This is a genomic window from Erythrobacter sp. RANMB8 (assembly GCF_056848235.1).
In genome coordinates, this window is sequence record NZ_JBREHG010000002.1 from 260,737 (window position 1) to 274,858 (window position 14,122).

The following is a 14,122-nucleotide window of genomic DNA, read 5'->3' on the forward strand; positions in this document are numbered from 1 at the left end:
ATGACAGCACAAGTATCGAAAATGGGGTCACAATGGCCGCGCAGCGCCTGCGTGTTCGGGGCGAGCGGGGGGATCGGCCGGGCGCTGTGCGAGGCACTCGCGGCTCGCGGCGTCGGGCAGGTCTTTGCCGGTTCGCGGTCTGGCGAGGGGCCGCGGCACGCTGCGATCCGTCCCTTCGCCTTTGACCTTGCCGATGAAGCCAGCATTGCTGCTGCTGCCGCCATGATGCGGGATGCCCCGCCGCAATGGGTAATTATTGCCACCGGAGTGCTTACCCTTCCCGATGGCACCGGACCGGAGCGCACCTACAAGCGGCTTGATGCTGCGGCGATGGCGCAGGTGTTCGCGCTCAACACCATTGGCCCGGCACTGGTCGCCAAGCATATGCTGCCGCTGATGCCGCGCAACGAACGCTTTGTATTTGCGGCCTTGTCGGCGCGGGTCGGGTCGATCTCCGACAATCGCCTCGGGGGGTGGCATTCCTATCGTGCGAGCAAGGCCGCGCTCAACATGCTGATCCGGAACTTCGCGTTGGAGATGGCACGCACCCATCCGCTGGGCGTGATCGCCGGCTTGCATCCGGGAACGGTCGACAGCGCACTTTCCGCACCGTTCCAGTCAGGCTTGCCCGAAGGGCAGCTGACTGCGCCGGGCGATGCCGCTGACAATCTGCTCGGTGTGCTGGCAGGTCTTGCCCCTGATCAGTCTGGGCGGGTGTTCGATTTTCGCGGCGAGGAGGTTCCGGCCTAGTCGAACAGTCCAACCGCAAGGTGCGCCCAGATCGTCAGGAACATCAGCACCGCTAGCATGATCCCGCCGATGCGCCAGCGCGGGGCATCCAGAAAGTGCAGCGCAGCCTCGATCGCGCCGCATAGCAGCGCGAGCAACAGCGTCATTGCCGCGAAGTCCTCAAGGCCCCAGTTGACCTCCTCGCTCATCATCGTGCCGAGTGCGGGAAAGGCGAGCAACATCGCTGCTCCGATCCACAGCCCGGGATGGAAACGGAACCCCGATCTGGAGGCGGAAGCGCCGGGGTTGGTGGTGGACATGAAAGGCATCCTCCCAGAAGCCGGTTTGGCAATTGCGCCATAACGTGCCACGCCTTGTCGCAGAGGGAAAGAGGCGAAGCGAGGGAAGCATCGATGGGACTGAAAAGCTGGTACGAGGCGAATGTGATGCCGCGCTTGATCACCTGCGCATGTTCGCAGGGGCAGGTCATGAAGCGGCGCGCGGCCGTCGTGCCGCGAGCTGCCGGTGACGTTTTCGAGCTGGGCTGCGGTGGCGGGATCAATCATGCGTTCTACGATCCTTCGCGGATCACATCCTACGCGGGGATCGATCCGCATGAAGGCTTGCTTGATGGTGCACGTGCCGCTGCGAGGGACAAGGGCTGGGCCGCCGATCTCAGGCAGGGGCGGGGCGAGGCGATCCCATTTGCCGACGCCAGCTTCGATTGCGTGGTGTGCACCTTTACCCTGTGCTCGGTCGATGATCCGGCGCAGGTGATGCGCGAACTGCGCCGTATCCTTCGGCCGGGCGGACAGGCGCTGTTCCTTGAACATGGCCGCGCGCCCGATGCATCGGTGCGGGGCTGGCAGGAGCGGATAGAGCTAGTGTGGAAACGTCTTGCAGGCGGCTGTCACCTCACTCGCCCGATTTCGGAAGCGCTTTCCGGCGCGGGCTTCGATGTCGAGACGCTGGGTCAGGGCTATACCCCCAAAGCACCGCGATTTGCCGGGTGGATGGAGTGGGGCATCGCCCGCAAGCTGCCATAACAAAGGGCGGGAGCAGTTGCCTGCTCCCGCCCCTGAAATTCGCCCGGCTTGTTGCCGTTATTCGCCGAAAGTGCGGCTCCACCAACCCTTGCGCGGCTTTGCTTCGCTGGCCGGGGGGGCATCGCTTTCTGCTGCGCTTGCGGGCGCTTCCGGCTCGGCCTGAGAGACTTCGGCAGTTTCTGCCGGAGCCGCATCAGCAACCTTGGCCTTGCGCGGGGCGCGCTTGCGCTTGGGCTTCTCGACTGGAGCCTCGGCCTCAGCTTCTGACTCAGGAGCAGCTTCTGCGACCGGTTCAGCCTCGGTCTCGGCAGCTGCGGCTGCATCGGCTTCCGCCGCGAGCATCGCCTTGGTCTTGCGCGGGGCGCGCTTTCGCTTCGGCTTTTCCGCGGGGGTTTCTTCGGTTGCAGGCTCAGCCTCTGCGACTTCCGGCGTTGCCGCTACTGCCTGAGGCTCGGACGCTTCGGCGGTTACCTCGCCGTCCTCGCCACCACCACCGTCCTCGGTGTTTTCGCCTTCTGTCGCTTCGCCGGCGCCATCGCGCCGCTTGCGACCGCGCCCGCCACGACGGCGACGCTTTTTCGGACGACCTTCGGCATCGGTGCCATTCTGCTCTTCACCTTCCGCCGAACCGGCGTCGCCTTGAGCGTCGGCCGTCTCGTCGGCATCGCCGCTTTCGCCGCTTTCGCCTTCGAGGCCATCTTCGCGATCACCGCGGTTGCGGTTGCGGCCGCCCCGACGGCGGCGGCGCTTTTTCTTGCGGCCACCATCGTCCTCGTTGTCCCCGCCCTCACGCCGCTCGCGGCGGGCGCGCGGTTCGCGCTGTTCTTCTTCCTCCTCGGCGAAGTCCTCTTCCTCCTCGGGGAGGTCCTCGTCCTCGTCTTCGTCGATGATCGGTTCGAACTTGGGCGCGTGCGACGGGCGGGGTCCGGAACTGGACACGCTCATCTTGGCGCCTTCGTCCTCGCCTTCCGGCACGACTTCAACGCTGACGCCGTAACGCTGTTCGATTTCGACCAGATCGGCGCGCTTTTCGTTGAGCAGGTAGATCGCCGCTTCGGTGCTGGCTGCCAGACGGATCTGCGTGCCCTTGCCCTTTGCCGCCTCGTCCTCGATCAGACGCAGCGCCGAGAGGCCCGCCGAGGAGGCGGTGCGCACAAGGCCGGTGCCATCGCAATGCGGGCAGGGGCGGGTGGTGGCTTCAAGCACGCCGGTCCGCAGGCGCTGGCGGCTCATCTCCATAAGGCCGAAGCTCGAAATGCGGCCGACCTGAATGCGGGCGCGATCGTTCTTCAGCGCCTCCTTCATGGCCTTTTCGACCTTACGGACGTTGTTGGAATACTCCATGTCGATGAAGTCGATCACGACCAGACCGGCCATGTCGCGCAGGCGCAGCTGGCGGGCGATTTCCTTGGCGGCTTCAAGGTTGGTGTGAAGCGCGGTCGCCTCGATCCCGTGTTCCTTGGTGGAGCGGCCGGAGTTGATGTCGATCGACACCAGCGCCTCGGTCGGATTGATGATCAGATAGCCACCGCTCTTCAGCTGCACCATCGGATCATACATCGCGCGCAACTGGTCTTCGGCGCCATAGCGCTGGAACAGCGGCACCGGATCGGAATAGGCCTTCACCCGCCGCGCGTGGCTGGGCATCAGCAGCTTCATGAAGGCCTTGGCCGACTTGTAGCCTTCCTCGCCCTCGACGACGACTTCCTCGATTTCCTTGTTATAGATATCGCGGATCGCTCGCTTGATCAGGTCGCTGTCCGAATGGATCAGCGCGGGCGCCACCGATGCGAGCGTCTTTTCGCGAATCTCGTCCCACACGCGGGCGAGGTAATCGAAGTCGCGCTTGATCTCAGGCTTGGTGCGGCTCATGCCGGCGGTACGGACGATCAGGCCCATCGATTTGGGCAGCTTGAGGTCCGAAACCATGTCCTTCAGCCGCTTGCGATCGCTGGTCGAGCTGATCTTGCGGCTGATCCCGCCGCCATGCGACGAATTCGGCATCAGCACTGTGTAGCGCCCGGCAAGGCTGAGATAGGTAGTCAGCGCCGCGCCCTTGTTGCCGCGCTCTTCCTTGACGACCTGAACGAGCAGCACCTGCCGGCGCTGGATAACGTCCTGGATCTTGTAACGGCGGCGCAATTCCTGCCGCTTGGCGCGAACTTCGTCGACCTGCTTGGCGCGGCTGCGGCCCTTGGCAGTGTCATTACCCTTGCCCTGACGGCGCCGGCCGCGACGGCCACGCCCGCGATCCTGACCAGCCTCGTCGGTCTGCTCTTCATCGCCATTATCGTCGTCCGAACTGTCCTCGTCGGAGGTGCCGTCTTCGATCGTGGCAACGTCGTCCTTGTCGGAGGTGTCGACTTCCTCGACCCCGTTTTCGGCGAAGTCTTCGGCCAGTGCTTCACCACTATCGTCTTCGGCGTCGTATTCGTCACCCGGAGAGATGCCTTCGGCTTCCTCTTCGGCGCGAAGCCGTTCCTCTTCCTCGGCAGCTTCGGCATCGGCAGCGAGAAGTGCGTCACGATCCGCCTTGGGGATCTGGTAGTAATCGGGATGGATTTCGCTGAAGGCGAGGAAGCCGTGACGGTTGCCGCCAAAGTCGACGAAAGCCGCCTGCAGCGAAGGTTCGACCCGGGTTACCTTGGCGAGATAGATATTGCCTTTGATCTGCTTGTGTTCGGCAGATTCGAAATCGAATTCCTCAATCCGGTTGCCTTGCAGAACCGCCACCCGGGTTTCTTCCGGGTGGCGCGCATCGATAAGCATGCGCGTTGCCATGTAATAGTCTCCATGCGCCCGGCCTTGGCCGCGTGAGCGGGGGAAGGGGGCGCGAATTGTGGGATGAACCGGCCTGCCCGAAGGTCGCGCCGGAAGGGATTGTCGCGCCATGCCCGTGGCGGGCGGTCGGCGCGAAGCTCGTGTCTGCATTGATCGACGTGCGGCAAGCCGCCGCGCATTGACCCGCAACAGCAACGGAGCGCGGGATGCGCATCATGCTGATTTGCGGGAAAAAACGTCGTGTCACTGCATCAACCTGTACTGTGCCGGAAACCGTGAGAATGGAGTGGTCCGGCTCAAGAGGCGGGCGGTCGGAGCGCGATTGCGCCATAATGCTGCCTCTCTGGCAACACCGCTAGCACTGTGGGGCAAACCCCGCAACTCTATTGCGTTTCCTCGGCACAAGAACGTAAGCCGCTTGCAGGATGAGTTATCGCACCCTGCTGCTGATCGTGCTGCTGGCACCCGTGCTGCTGATTGGCGGGGCAGCCGCCCTGAATGTCGTGATCCCGGTGCCGCATTGGGGACGCGATTATGTTCTGCGCTTTGCACTGGAACAGGAAGACCTTGCTATCGATTTGCCGGATATCGCCGGACCTGACGATCCCTCCCGCCCGCTGGTGGTGATCGATGCAGGGCACGGCGGACGCGATCCCGGCGCGATTGGCACCGACGCTGCCGGGCGCAAGATCAGCGAAAAGGATATCACGCTCGCCATCGCCATCGCATTGCGCGACGAACTTTTGCGTGCGGGGAATATTCGCGTTGCGCTGACAAGGGAGGACGATCGTATCTTGCCGCTCCCTTACCGACCTGAAATCGCACGACTTCTCGACGCCGATCTGTTCATCTCCATCCATGCCGACTCTGCCGGAGAGCGCGACGATGTCAGCGGTGCGAGCATTTACACCCTGTCCGAACAGGCATCGAGCGAAGCTGCCGCCCGCTTCGCCGCACGCGAGAATGATGCCGACCGGCTGAACGGGATTGCAATCGAGGGCGCAAGCGAGGCGGTCAGCGCGATCCTTGTCGAACTCTCGCAACAACGCACACAGGAAAGTGCGCTGGAATTTGCCGGGCTGGTGGTGCGCGAAGGAGAAGCGCAACTCGCCTTTCATCCGCAACCCAAGCGCTCTGCCGCTCTGGCGGTCTTGCGCGCACCCGATGTTCCTTCCGTGCTGTTCGAGAGTGGTTTTGTCACCAACCGCACTGACCGTGCCCGGCTCACGACGACGCAGGGAAGGGCGCAATATGCAGCAGCTCTGGCGCAGGCGATCCGCGTCTATTTCGCCAGACGCGCCGATACGGGAGCAGGCGGGGAATAGCAGCCTAAAGCGGCTAGCCTTTCTGCCCGCCCGCGTGCTAGTTGCGCCGCGTCCATGACCGATCAAGCCTCTTCCGAAGCGCCCCTTTCTGGCTGGGCCTATCTGCGTTACCGCGTGAATCGCGATATCGGCGGCGCGCTTGCATGGTTTGCCGACAAGTGGCGGCAGAGCCTGCTGTTCAAACTTGTCGCCAGTGCTTTCGGCGTGTTTCTGGCGATCTGGGTCGCAGTCTTCGTTTGGCTGGCAAGCGACCTCCCCGAGGCCGAGGCCCTTCTGACCTACGAAACTCCGCTACCGACAGTGGTGCGCGGCTATGACGGCGAGATTGTCCACTCTTACGCCCGCGAGCGCCGGGTGCAGCTGCAATATGCCGATTTCCCGCAGCAGTTGATCGAGGCCTATCTTTCGGCAGAGGACAAGACCTTCTTTACCCATGGGGGCATCGATTTTCTTGGCACCGCCAATGCCGTGATCGATTACCTCAACCCCATGCGCACGCGCCGTGCCGTGGGCGGTTCGACCATAACCCAGCAAGTCGCCAAGAACCTGCTGCTGGGTGACGAGTACTCGGTTACCCGCAAACTCAAGGAAATGATCCTCGCCGGTCGCATCGAGCAGGTGCTGACCAAGCAGGAAATCCTCGAGCTTTATCTCAACGAGATCCCGTTGGGACGACGCTCTTTCGGAGTGCAGGCGGCCGCGCGCGCCTATTTCGACAAGGATGTCGATGATCTCGAACTGCATGAATCGGCCTTCCTGGCGATCCTCCCCAAGGCGCCCGAACGCTATGGCCGCAAGGGTCAGGAGCAGGCGGCGCTGACCCGGCGCAATTTCGTGCTCGAACAGATGGAAGCCAACGGCTTCATCACGTCAGCCGAGAAAGCAGCTGCCACGGCAAAGCCGCTCGGTCTTGTGACCCAGCGTCGCGAACGCAGCGTCGATGCAGGATACTTTCTCGAAGAAGTGCGCCGTGAACTGATTGAACGGTTCGGCGAGACTGCCGAAGATGGTGGCAACAGTGTCTATGCGGGCGGGCTTTGGGTGCGCACCTCGCTTGATCCGGATATGCAGATCGCTGCCCGCGATGCATTGCGTGAAGGGTTGCTGCGCTATCATGGCGGCCGTGCATGGACCGGGCCGATCGCGACAATCGATGTGGGTGAGGGCAACTGGGCGGGCCAGCTCGCAAGTTCGCCGCTCGGGATCAACTACAAGGACTGGCGGGTCGGTGTGGTGACCAGCCGCAACGGATCATCGGCGCGGATCGGGTTTGCCGATGGCAGCGAGGCGCCGCTCGGCGGTCTGCCGAATGCGCTGAAGGCCGGCGATGTCATTGCGGCCAGCCCTTCGGGCAATGGCTGGAATGTGCGCACCATTCCCGAAGCGCAGGGTGCGCTGGTGGTGCAGGCCGCGCAATCGGGCCGCGTGCTGGCAATGCAGGGCGGTTTCGATCACCGCCTGTCCGACTTCAATCGCGCCACGCAGGCGATGCGGCAGCCCGGATCGACCATCAAGCCGTTCGTTTATGCTGCGGGGCTGGACAACGGCATGACCCCTTCCACCCAGATAGATAACTCGCGGTTCTGCTATTATCAGGGCGCAAACCTTGGCGAGAAATGCATCCGCGGCGGCACCGGCGGCCAGTTTCCGATGCGGTACGGTCTGGAGCAGTCGCAGAACATCATGACCGTGCAGATCGGCATGACTGCCGGAATGCAAAATGTGGTCAAGGGGATCGAGAAACTCGGGATCGGCAAGTTTCCGGCTTATCCCTCGACCGCGCTTGGTGCTGGCGAAACGACACTGGTGAAGATGGTGTCGGCTTACAGCGCGCTCGCCAATCACGGGCGGCTCAACCAGCCGACTGTCATCGACTATGTGCAGGACCGGCGGGGCAAGGTGTTGTGGCGGGCCGATACCCGCGATTGTCGTGGCTGTTCGATGCCCAAGTGGGATGGCAAGCCGATGCCGCGCCTCGGGATCAAAGGGCAGCAGGCAATGGATGCCCGGACCGCATTCCAGGTCATGCATATGCTGCGCGGCGCGGTCAGCCGCGGAACGGCGACCGTGCTCAACCCGCTCAATCTTCCGCTGTTCGGCAAGACCGGCACCACCACGGGGCCGAAAGACGTGTGGTTCATCGGCGGCACGCAGGCGATGATCGCCGGTGCTTACGTTGGCTTTGATCAGCCGCGCAATATGGGCGGATATGCCTATGGCGGTACGATTTCCGCCCCGATCGTGAAGAGCCTGATCGAAAAGACCAAAGCGAAGTGGTCCGATCTTCCTGCGGTCGCGCCGCAGGGCGTGCGGATGGTGCGGGTCGATCGGCGATCCGGCAAGCAGGTGTTCGATGGCTGGCCGAGCGACGATCCCAAGTCGGCGATAATCTGGGAAGCCTTCAAGCCCGATACCGAGCCCGAACGTTACACCCGGCAGGACGAGATCGCTGCCAAGCGCAACGAAATCCTCGAATTGATCCGGGCTGGGCGCAAGAATGCCGAAAGGGCTGTGGTCGATCCGGTCGAGGAACAGCCAGCTAATCTCGTGGAGCAGCCAGGCGGCATTCAATGAAGCTGTCGCCTTCGCATGGAACCACGCATCCCATCACGGGTTAGTCCGATATGAAACGCGCTCTTGTTTTTGCCGCCGCAGCTCTGGCTGCCGTGATCACCCCTGCTGCTGCCGAATTGCCCAAGGGCGAAAAGGCGCCAGCTTTCGCCACTCGCGCAGCGCTGGCTGGCAAAGAATTTGGCTTCTCGCTCAACGCCGCCTTGGCGAAGGGGCCGGTGGTGCTCTATTTCTATCCCAAGGCCTTCACACAGGGCTGCACCCTCGAAGCCAATGCCTTTGCCGAAGCAATGCCGCAGTTCAAGGCGGCTGGAGCCAGCGTCATCGGCATGTCGGGTGACGACATCGAGACACTCAAGCGCTTCAGCCGCGAGGAATGCCGTGATGCCTTTCCGGTCGGGGTGGCCTCGCCCAAGGTGATTGCGGCCTACGATGTTGCGATGGGCAAGTCTGGCCTGACAACGCGCACCTCCTATGTCATCGCCCGCAATGGCAGGATTGTCGCGGTGCATTCGAACGCCGATTACCGCGGCCATGTCGAACAGACGCTGGCGGCGGTGAAGGCGCTGGGGAAGTAGCGCAGCCAAGTCACGATCAGGCGCACATGCTTTACAATCGCGCCGCCGACGCTAAGCGGGGCCGACTTTTTGGGCGTCACTGAAGGATAGACCATGCGGGCCGAAGGCCAGGCATATATCAACCGGATCGAAGCAGCGCTGGCGCTGGTGCGGCTTTCGCTCGATTGGGATCGGGCGCTTCGGCGTCTTGATGAGCTTAATGCCCGCGTGCAGGACCCAAACCTGTGGGACAACCCCAAACTGGCTCAGGCGATCAGCCGCGAGCAGAAGACGCTGGAAACAGCCGTCAATACCGTTAACGAAATCGCCGCCGAGATGGCCGACGCGGTCGAGTTCATCGAGATGGGCGAGGTCGAAGGCGAGGATTCTATCGTCGAGGATGGTCTGCGCACACTCGCGGCACTCGCCGACCGGGCCGATGCCGACAAGGTGCAGGCGCTGTTGTCGGGCGAGGCGGATGGCAACGACACCTATCTCGAAATCCACGCAGGCGCAGGCGGCACCGAAAGTCAGGACTGGGCCGAGATGCTGCTGCGCATGTACGCCCGCTGGGCCGAACGGCGCGGGTTCAAGGTCGATACGGTCGAATACCAGTCGGGCGAACAGGCCGGCATCAAGTCGGCAACGCTGCTGATCAAGGGCGACGGGGCCTATGGCTATGCCAAGACCGAGAGCGGCGTCCACCGCCTCGTCCGCATCAGCCCCTACGACAGCTCGGCCCGGCGCCACACCAGCTTTTCCAGCGTGTGGGTTTATCCCGTGATCGACGACAGTTTCGAGATCGAGATCAACCCGGCCGACCTCAAGATCGATACCTATCGTGCATCCGGCGCGGGCGGGCAGCACGTCAACACCACGGACTCGGCGGTTCGCATCACCCACCAGCCGACCGGCATCGTGGTCGCGAGCCAGCAGGATCGCAGCCAGCACAAGAACCGCGAAATCGCGATGAACATGCTCAAGGCGCGCCTCTATGAAGCGGAGATGCGCGCGCGCGAAGAAGCCGCCAGCGCCGAACATTCGGCCAAGAGCGACATTGGCTGGGGCCACCAGATCCGTTCCTACGTCCTGCAACCGTATCAGATGGTCAAGGACCTGCGTACCGGTGTGGTCTCGACCTCGCCCGATGCGGTGCTCGACGGGGCGATCGAGCCGTTCATTTCCGCGGCGCTGGCCCAGCGGGTGACCGGCGAGAAGGTCGAGATCGAGGACGTGGAATAGCCATGGCCCGGCGGCGCGCATGGGTGCCGGGGGTGGCCGCGGTGGCAGCGCTTATGCTGTCGGGCTGCGACCAGATCATGCCGGTCACGACGGACAGGCCGGATACCTCGCTCGAATTCCCTGCTCCCGACCGGCCCGTCGCCAAGGTGGTTTCGAACCAGTTTTCCGACGAGGACGTTCGCGACGAGCGCAACGAGGCGCAGGTCGTGATGGACCTCGCCGATATCCGTCCGGGCATGACAGTGGCGGATATTGGTGCGGGCGAAGGCTACTACACCGTAAGGCTGGCCGAGCGCGTTGGTAACGATGGCCGGGTGCTTGCGCAGGACATCAGCCGCGAAGCACTGGAGCGGCTCGGGCGACGGGTAGAGCGCGAGCGTCTCGAGAACATCTCGATCAAGCCCGGCGAACCATCCGATCCGCAGCTGCCGCCAGACAGTTTCGACCGTATCTTCATGGTGCACATGTACCACGAAGTAACCGACCCTTACGCCTTTCTGTGGCGTATGTGGCCAGCGCTCAACGCGGGCGGGCAGATCATTGTCGTGGAAAGCGAAACCACTGTCGGGCGCCACGGGCTGCCTCACACCCTGCTGTTTTGCGAATTCGAGGCGGTCGGTTACGTGCTGGTCGAATATATCGAACGGCCTGATATCAAGGGCTATTTCGCCCGCTTCGAACGCGGCGCCCAGCGGATCGAGCCCGAGGCCATCAGGGTTTGCCGCGCAGGCTAGCAATTGCGCCGTCTCAATCGTTGCGGCGTGCGTATCTGGCCTCTATGTGATCAACCTGCAAATGCGCGCCACGGGACGGCGCGAAGGGGAGTTTTCATTGTTCAAGGGATTGAGCCCGATCGTCTATGGCGGGCGCGAAGTTTGGCCGCTGGTCGAAGGCGGCAAAGGCGTATCGGCGACCAACCACGCCAGTTCGGGTGCATGGGCGGCGGCCGGCGGGATCGGCACTGTCAGCGCGGTCAATGCCGACAGCTATGACGCGGACGGCAATCCGGTTCCGCAGGTCTATCACGGCCGCACCCGCGAAGAACGCCATCAGGAACTGATCCGCTACGCCATCGACGGTGCGACCACGCAGGTCAAAAAGGCCTACGAGATCGCGAACGGCAAGGGTGCGATCAATATCAACGTGCTGTGGGAAATGGGCGGGGCGCAGGCCGTGCTCGAAGGCGTTCTGGAAAACACGCGCGGCATGGTCACCGGCGTCACCTGCGGCGCAGGGATGCCCTACAAACTCGCGGAAATCGCGGCGCGCTTCAACGTCTGCTACCTGCCGATCGTCAGCTCGGGCCGGGCTTTCCGTGCGCTGTGGAAGCGCAGCTACCACAAGGTCCCCGATCTTATGGCTGCGGTGGTCTACGAAGACCCCTGGCTTGCCGGCGGCCACAACGGCCTTTCGAACGCGGAAGATCCGACCAAGCCCGAAGACCCGTACCCCCGCGTCAAGGTGCTGCGCGACACGATGCGTGCCGAAGGCGTGCCGGACAGCGTGCCCATCGTCATGGCGGGCGGAGTGTGGTTCCTGCGCGAATGGAACGACTGGATCGACAATCCCGAGCTCGGCACGATCGCCTTCCAGTTCGGCACGCGGCCGCTGCTGACGCAGGAAAGCCCGATCCCGCAGATCTGGAAGGACATGCTGCGCACCGTGGAACCGGGCGACGTGCTGCTCCACAAGTTCTCGCCGACCGGTTTCTATTCGAGCGCGGTCAAGACCCCGTTCCTCTACGATCTGATGCACCGTTCCGAACGCCAGATCCCGTTCTTCAAACGCGGCGAGGAAGAGGGCACGATGCAGCTGGGCGAAGACGGCAAGGCCCGCAGCTTCTGGGTGAAGCCCGAAGACAAGGCCAAGGCCGAAATGTGGATGCGCGCCGGGCATACCGAGCCGCTGAAGACACCGGACAACACCATCGTCTTTGTGACGCCGGAATCCCGCGAGACCATCCGCAAGGATCAGCAGGACTGCATGGGCTGCTTGTCGCACTGCCAGTTTTCGAGCTGGAAGGATCACGACGACTACACCACAGGTCGCCTGGCCGATCCGCGCAGCTTCTGCATCCAGAAGACCCTGCAAGACATCGCCCATGGCGATGATCCGGACAACAACCTCGCCTTCGCCGGCCATGCGGCCTACCGCTTCAAGCAGGACCCGTTCTATTCGAACGGCTACACGCCCACCGTGGGCGAGTTGGTCGAACGGATTTTGACGGGGGATTGAGGGTCAGTGCCGGTGCGGGTTCATCCCCGCACCAGCGCGTCAAGCACCTGATCGGGCGGGCGGTGGCCGTCGGCCCACATGCGGATGTTGGCGATCACCTTGTGACCCGAATCCTCGCGGCCTTCCGCCGTTGCGCTGCCGATGTGGGGCAGGGTCATGACGTTCGGGTGCGCGATCAGGCGCGGGTCGACGTGCGGTTCGTCGGGATAGACGTCCAGCCCGGCGCCCGCGAGGTGGCCTGATTCCAGAGCCGCAATCAGCGCTTCCTGATCGATCAGTTCTCCGCGCGCGGTGTTCACGATGCTGCTCCCCGGCTTCATCAGCGCGATGCGGCGCGCATCGATCATATGGCGCGTCTCTTCGCTCAACGGGCAATGGAGGGTGAGAATATCGGCCTCTGCCATCAGCTCATCGACATTGCCCACGTATCGTGCGCCCAGCATCCGCTCGACGGCTTCGGGCAAAGGCTTGCGGTTGTAGTAGGCGATTTCGAGGCCGAAAGCGCGGGCGCGGTGGGCAACGGCCTGGCCGATGCGTCCCATGCCGATAATCCCGAGAACCTTGCCGGCCAGCTTTCTGCCGAGCAGGCCGGAGGGTGCCCAGCCGGTCCACTCGCCGCGCCGGACCAGCGCGGTGCCCTCGCGGATGCGGCGTGGCACGCCGATGATCCCCGCCATTGTCAGGTCGGCGGTGTCGTCGGTGAATACGCCCGGCGTATTGGTCACGATGATCTTGCGCGCGGCTGCTGCGGCCAGATCGATATGTTCCGTTCCTGCACCGAAGCTGGCAATCAGGCCGAGCTGCTCGCCCACGCCCGCGATCAGATCGGCATCGATCCGGTCGGTCACCGTCGGCACCAGCACATCGCAATCCTGCATCGCTGCGGCCAGTTGGTCACGGGTCAGCGGAACGTCGGCTTCGTTCAGCACCACATCGAACAACTCGCGCATCCGTGCCTCGACCGAGGGCATAAGGTGGCGGGTCACGATGACGCGCGGGCGGCGGTCGAGCGGGCGGGCAGGGCGCTGTGTCATGTCTACCGGCTAATGCTTCACAGGGCGCATGGTCAAGGCGCGATCCCTGCAATTGCGCGAACACCCCGCTTGAAAGCGCAATGGAAGAGCGGCTATCGGCATAGCCATGCGGAATTTCAGATCTTTCGGCGTCGTTTTCGCAGCTCTTGCGGCGGTGATCGCGGTGCCATTGCACGCGCAGGACCGTGCGTTGCCCTATTGGGCTTCGCTGCGTTACGACGAAGTGCGCATGCGCGTCGGGCCGAGCGAGGAATATCCGATCGAATGGGTCTACAAGCGCAAGGGTCTTCCGGTGAAGGTGGTGCGTGTGCGCGAGGGCTGGCGTCTGGTCGAGGATCCGGAGGGCACGCAGGGCTGGATCGCGTCGAGCCAGCTCAATCCGGCGCGCGGGGCGCTTGTCACCGGCGCCGCACTGGCAGAGGTGAGGGCCGAGCCTTCCGCTGCTTCAAAGGTGAAATGGCGCGCCCAGCCTGGTGTGGTCGCGGCACTGCTCAAATGCCGCGAGGCGTGGTGCGAGGTCGATATCACGGGCCGAAAGGGCTGGGTCGAAGCCGGCCGCTTGTGGGGCACCGAAAAGCTCCCGGGCGACGAGTAAGCCCGTC

12 protein-coding genes are annotated in these 14,122 nt (G+C 63.5%); 9 read left to right on the top strand and 3 right to left on the bottom strand.

Annotated elements, in window-relative coordinates; translation table 11 throughout:
• The first annotated feature begins 21 nt into the window (after nt 1-21).
• A complete protein-coding gene (locus ACU0AG_RS04315) occupies nt 22-750 on the top strand; it encodes an SDR family NAD(P)-dependent oxidoreductase (protein ID WP_482781031.1) in 729 nt (242 codons plus the stop codon).
• Here the strand turns inward: ACU0AG_RS04315 and ACU0AG_RS04320 are convergent.
• On the bottom strand, nt 747-1,049 hold the full coding sequence (locus ACU0AG_RS04320; protein ID WP_482781032.1) for a hypothetical protein: 303 nt from the start codon (nt 1,047-1,049) through the stop codon (nt 747-749). The two genes, ACU0AG_RS04315 and ACU0AG_RS04320, sit on opposite strands and share 4 nt — an antisense overlap.
• Before the next feature lie 93 nt (nt 1,050-1,142).
• On the opposite strand from ACU0AG_RS04320, the gene ACU0AG_RS04325 reads away from it, so the two are divergent.
• Complete coding sequence (locus ACU0AG_RS04325; RefSeq protein ID WP_482781033.1) at nt 1,143-1,775, top strand: class I SAM-dependent methyltransferase; 633 nt, start codon at nt 1,143-1,145, stop codon at nt 1,773-1,775.
• 57 nt (nt 1,776-1,832) lie between these two features.
• Here the strand turns inward: ACU0AG_RS04325 and ACU0AG_RS04330 are convergent, their stop codons facing one another.
• On the bottom strand, nt 1,833-4,556 hold the full coding sequence (locus tag ACU0AG_RS04330) for an Rne/Rng family ribonuclease (RefSeq protein ID WP_482781034.1): 2,724 nt from the start codon (nt 4,554-4,556) through the stop codon (nt 1,833-1,835).
• Between the two features lie 425 nt (nt 4,557-4,981).
• Here ACU0AG_RS04330 and ACU0AG_RS04335 point away from each other — a divergent pair, with 425 nt between their 5' ends.
• The 6 genes from ACU0AG_RS04335 to ACU0AG_RS04360 all read left to right on the top strand — a co-directional run bounded on the left by ACU0AG_RS04335 (nt 4,982) and on the right by ACU0AG_RS04360 (nt 12,486).
• A complete protein-coding gene (locus tag ACU0AG_RS04335; RefSeq protein ID WP_482781035.1) occupies nt 4,982-5,881 on the top strand; it encodes an N-acetylmuramoyl-L-alanine amidase family protein in 900 nt (299 codons plus the stop codon).
• Nucleotides 5,882-5,935: 54 nt separating this feature from the next.
• The gene (locus tag ACU0AG_RS04340) at nt 5,936-8,455 is read left to right on the top strand and encodes a penicillin-binding protein 1A (RefSeq protein WP_482781036.1); all 2,520 of its coding nucleotides are present in this window, start codon (nt 5,936-5,938) and stop codon (nt 8,453-8,455) included.
• 50 nt (nt 8,456-8,505) lie between these two features.
• Nucleotides 8,506-9,030, top strand: coding sequence for a peroxiredoxin (locus tag ACU0AG_RS04345; RefSeq protein ID WP_482781037.1), 525 nt, complete (start codon nt 8,506-8,508; stop codon nt 9,028-9,030).
• A gap of 93 nt (nt 9,031-9,123) precedes the next feature.
• Entirely contained in the window at nt 9,124-10,251 is a 1,128-nt protein-coding gene (gene prfB / locus ACU0AG_RS04350; protein ID WP_482781038.1) for a peptide chain release factor 2, read from the top strand.
• A 2-nt stretch (nt 10,252-10,253) separates the two neighbouring features.
• Entirely contained in the window at nt 10,254-10,985 is a 732-nt protein-coding gene (locus ACU0AG_RS04355; protein ID WP_482781039.1) for a methyltransferase domain-containing protein, read from the top strand.
• A 61-nt stretch (nt 10,986-11,046) separates the two neighbouring features.
• Nucleotides 11,047-12,486 carry an NAD(P)H-dependent flavin oxidoreductase gene (locus ACU0AG_RS04360; RefSeq protein ID WP_482781394.1) on the top strand — a complete coding sequence of 480 codons (1,440 nt, stop codon included), beginning with the start codon at nt 11,047-11,049 and terminating at the stop codon, nt 12,484-12,486.
• Nucleotides 12,487-12,506: 20 nt separating this feature from the next.
• On the opposite strand, the gene ACU0AG_RS04365 is transcribed toward ACU0AG_RS04360, so the two are convergent.
• Nucleotides 12,507-13,520 carry a 2-hydroxyacid dehydrogenase gene (locus tag ACU0AG_RS04365; protein WP_482781040.1) on the bottom strand — a complete coding sequence of 338 codons (1,014 nt, stop codon included), beginning with the start codon at nt 13,518-13,520 and terminating at the stop codon, nt 12,507-12,509.
• A gap of 106 nt (nt 13,521-13,626) precedes the next feature.
• Here ACU0AG_RS04365 and ACU0AG_RS04370 point away from each other — a divergent pair, with 106 nt between their 5' ends.
• Complete coding sequence (locus ACU0AG_RS04370) at nt 13,627-14,115, top strand: SH3 domain-containing protein (protein ID WP_482781041.1); 489 nt, start codon at nt 13,627-13,629, stop codon at nt 14,113-14,115.
• Nucleotides 14,116-14,122: the final 7 nt, after the last annotated feature.

Excerpts from the sequence above, each read along its gene's own strand:
- ACU0AG_RS04335 (WP_482781035.1), top strand. The coding sequence starts at position 4,982 with ATGAGTTATCGCACCCTGCTGCTGATCGTGCTGCTGGCACCCGTGCTG.
- ACU0AG_RS04345 (WP_482781037.1), top strand. The coding sequence starts at position 8,506 with ATGAAACGCGCTCTTGTTTTTGCCGCCGCAGCTCTGGCTGCCGTGATC.
- ACU0AG_RS04355 (WP_482781039.1), top strand. The coding sequence starts at position 10,254 with ATGGCCCGGCGGCGCGCATGGGTGCCGGGGGTGGCCGCGGTGGCAGCG.
- ACU0AG_RS04330 (WP_482781034.1), bottom strand. The coding sequence starts at position 4,556 with ATGGCAACGCGCATGCTTATCGATGCGCGCCACCCGGAAGAAACCCGG.
- ACU0AG_RS04370 (WP_482781041.1), top strand. The coding sequence starts at position 13,627 with ATGCGGAATTTCAGATCTTTCGGCGTCGTTTTCGCAGCTCTTGCGGCG.
- ACU0AG_RS04340 (WP_482781036.1), top strand. The coding sequence starts at position 5,936 with ATGACCGATCAAGCCTCTTCCGAAGCGCCCCTTTCTGGCTGGGCCTAT.
- ACU0AG_RS04325 (WP_482781033.1), top strand. The coding sequence starts at position 1,143 with ATGGGACTGAAAAGCTGGTACGAGGCGAATGTGATGCCGCGCTTGATC.
- ACU0AG_RS04320 (WP_482781032.1), bottom strand. The coding sequence starts at position 1,049 with ATGTCCACCACCAACCCCGGCGCTTCCGCCTCCAGATCGGGGTTCCGT.
- ACU0AG_RS04365 (WP_482781040.1), bottom strand. The coding sequence starts at position 13,520 with ATGACACAGCGCCCTGCCCGCCCGCTCGACCGCCGCCCGCGCGTCATC.
- ACU0AG_RS04360 (WP_482781394.1), top strand. The coding sequence starts at position 11,047 with ATGCGCGCCACGGGACGGCGCGAAGGGGAGTTTTCATTGTTCAAGGGA.
- ACU0AG_RS04315 (WP_482781031.1), top strand. The coding sequence starts at position 22 with ATGGGGTCACAATGGCCGCGCAGCGCCTGCGTGTTCGGGGCGAGCGGG.
- prfB (WP_482781038.1), top strand. The coding sequence starts at position 9,124 with ATGCGGGCCGAAGGCCAGGCATATATCAACCGGATCGAAGCAGCGCTG.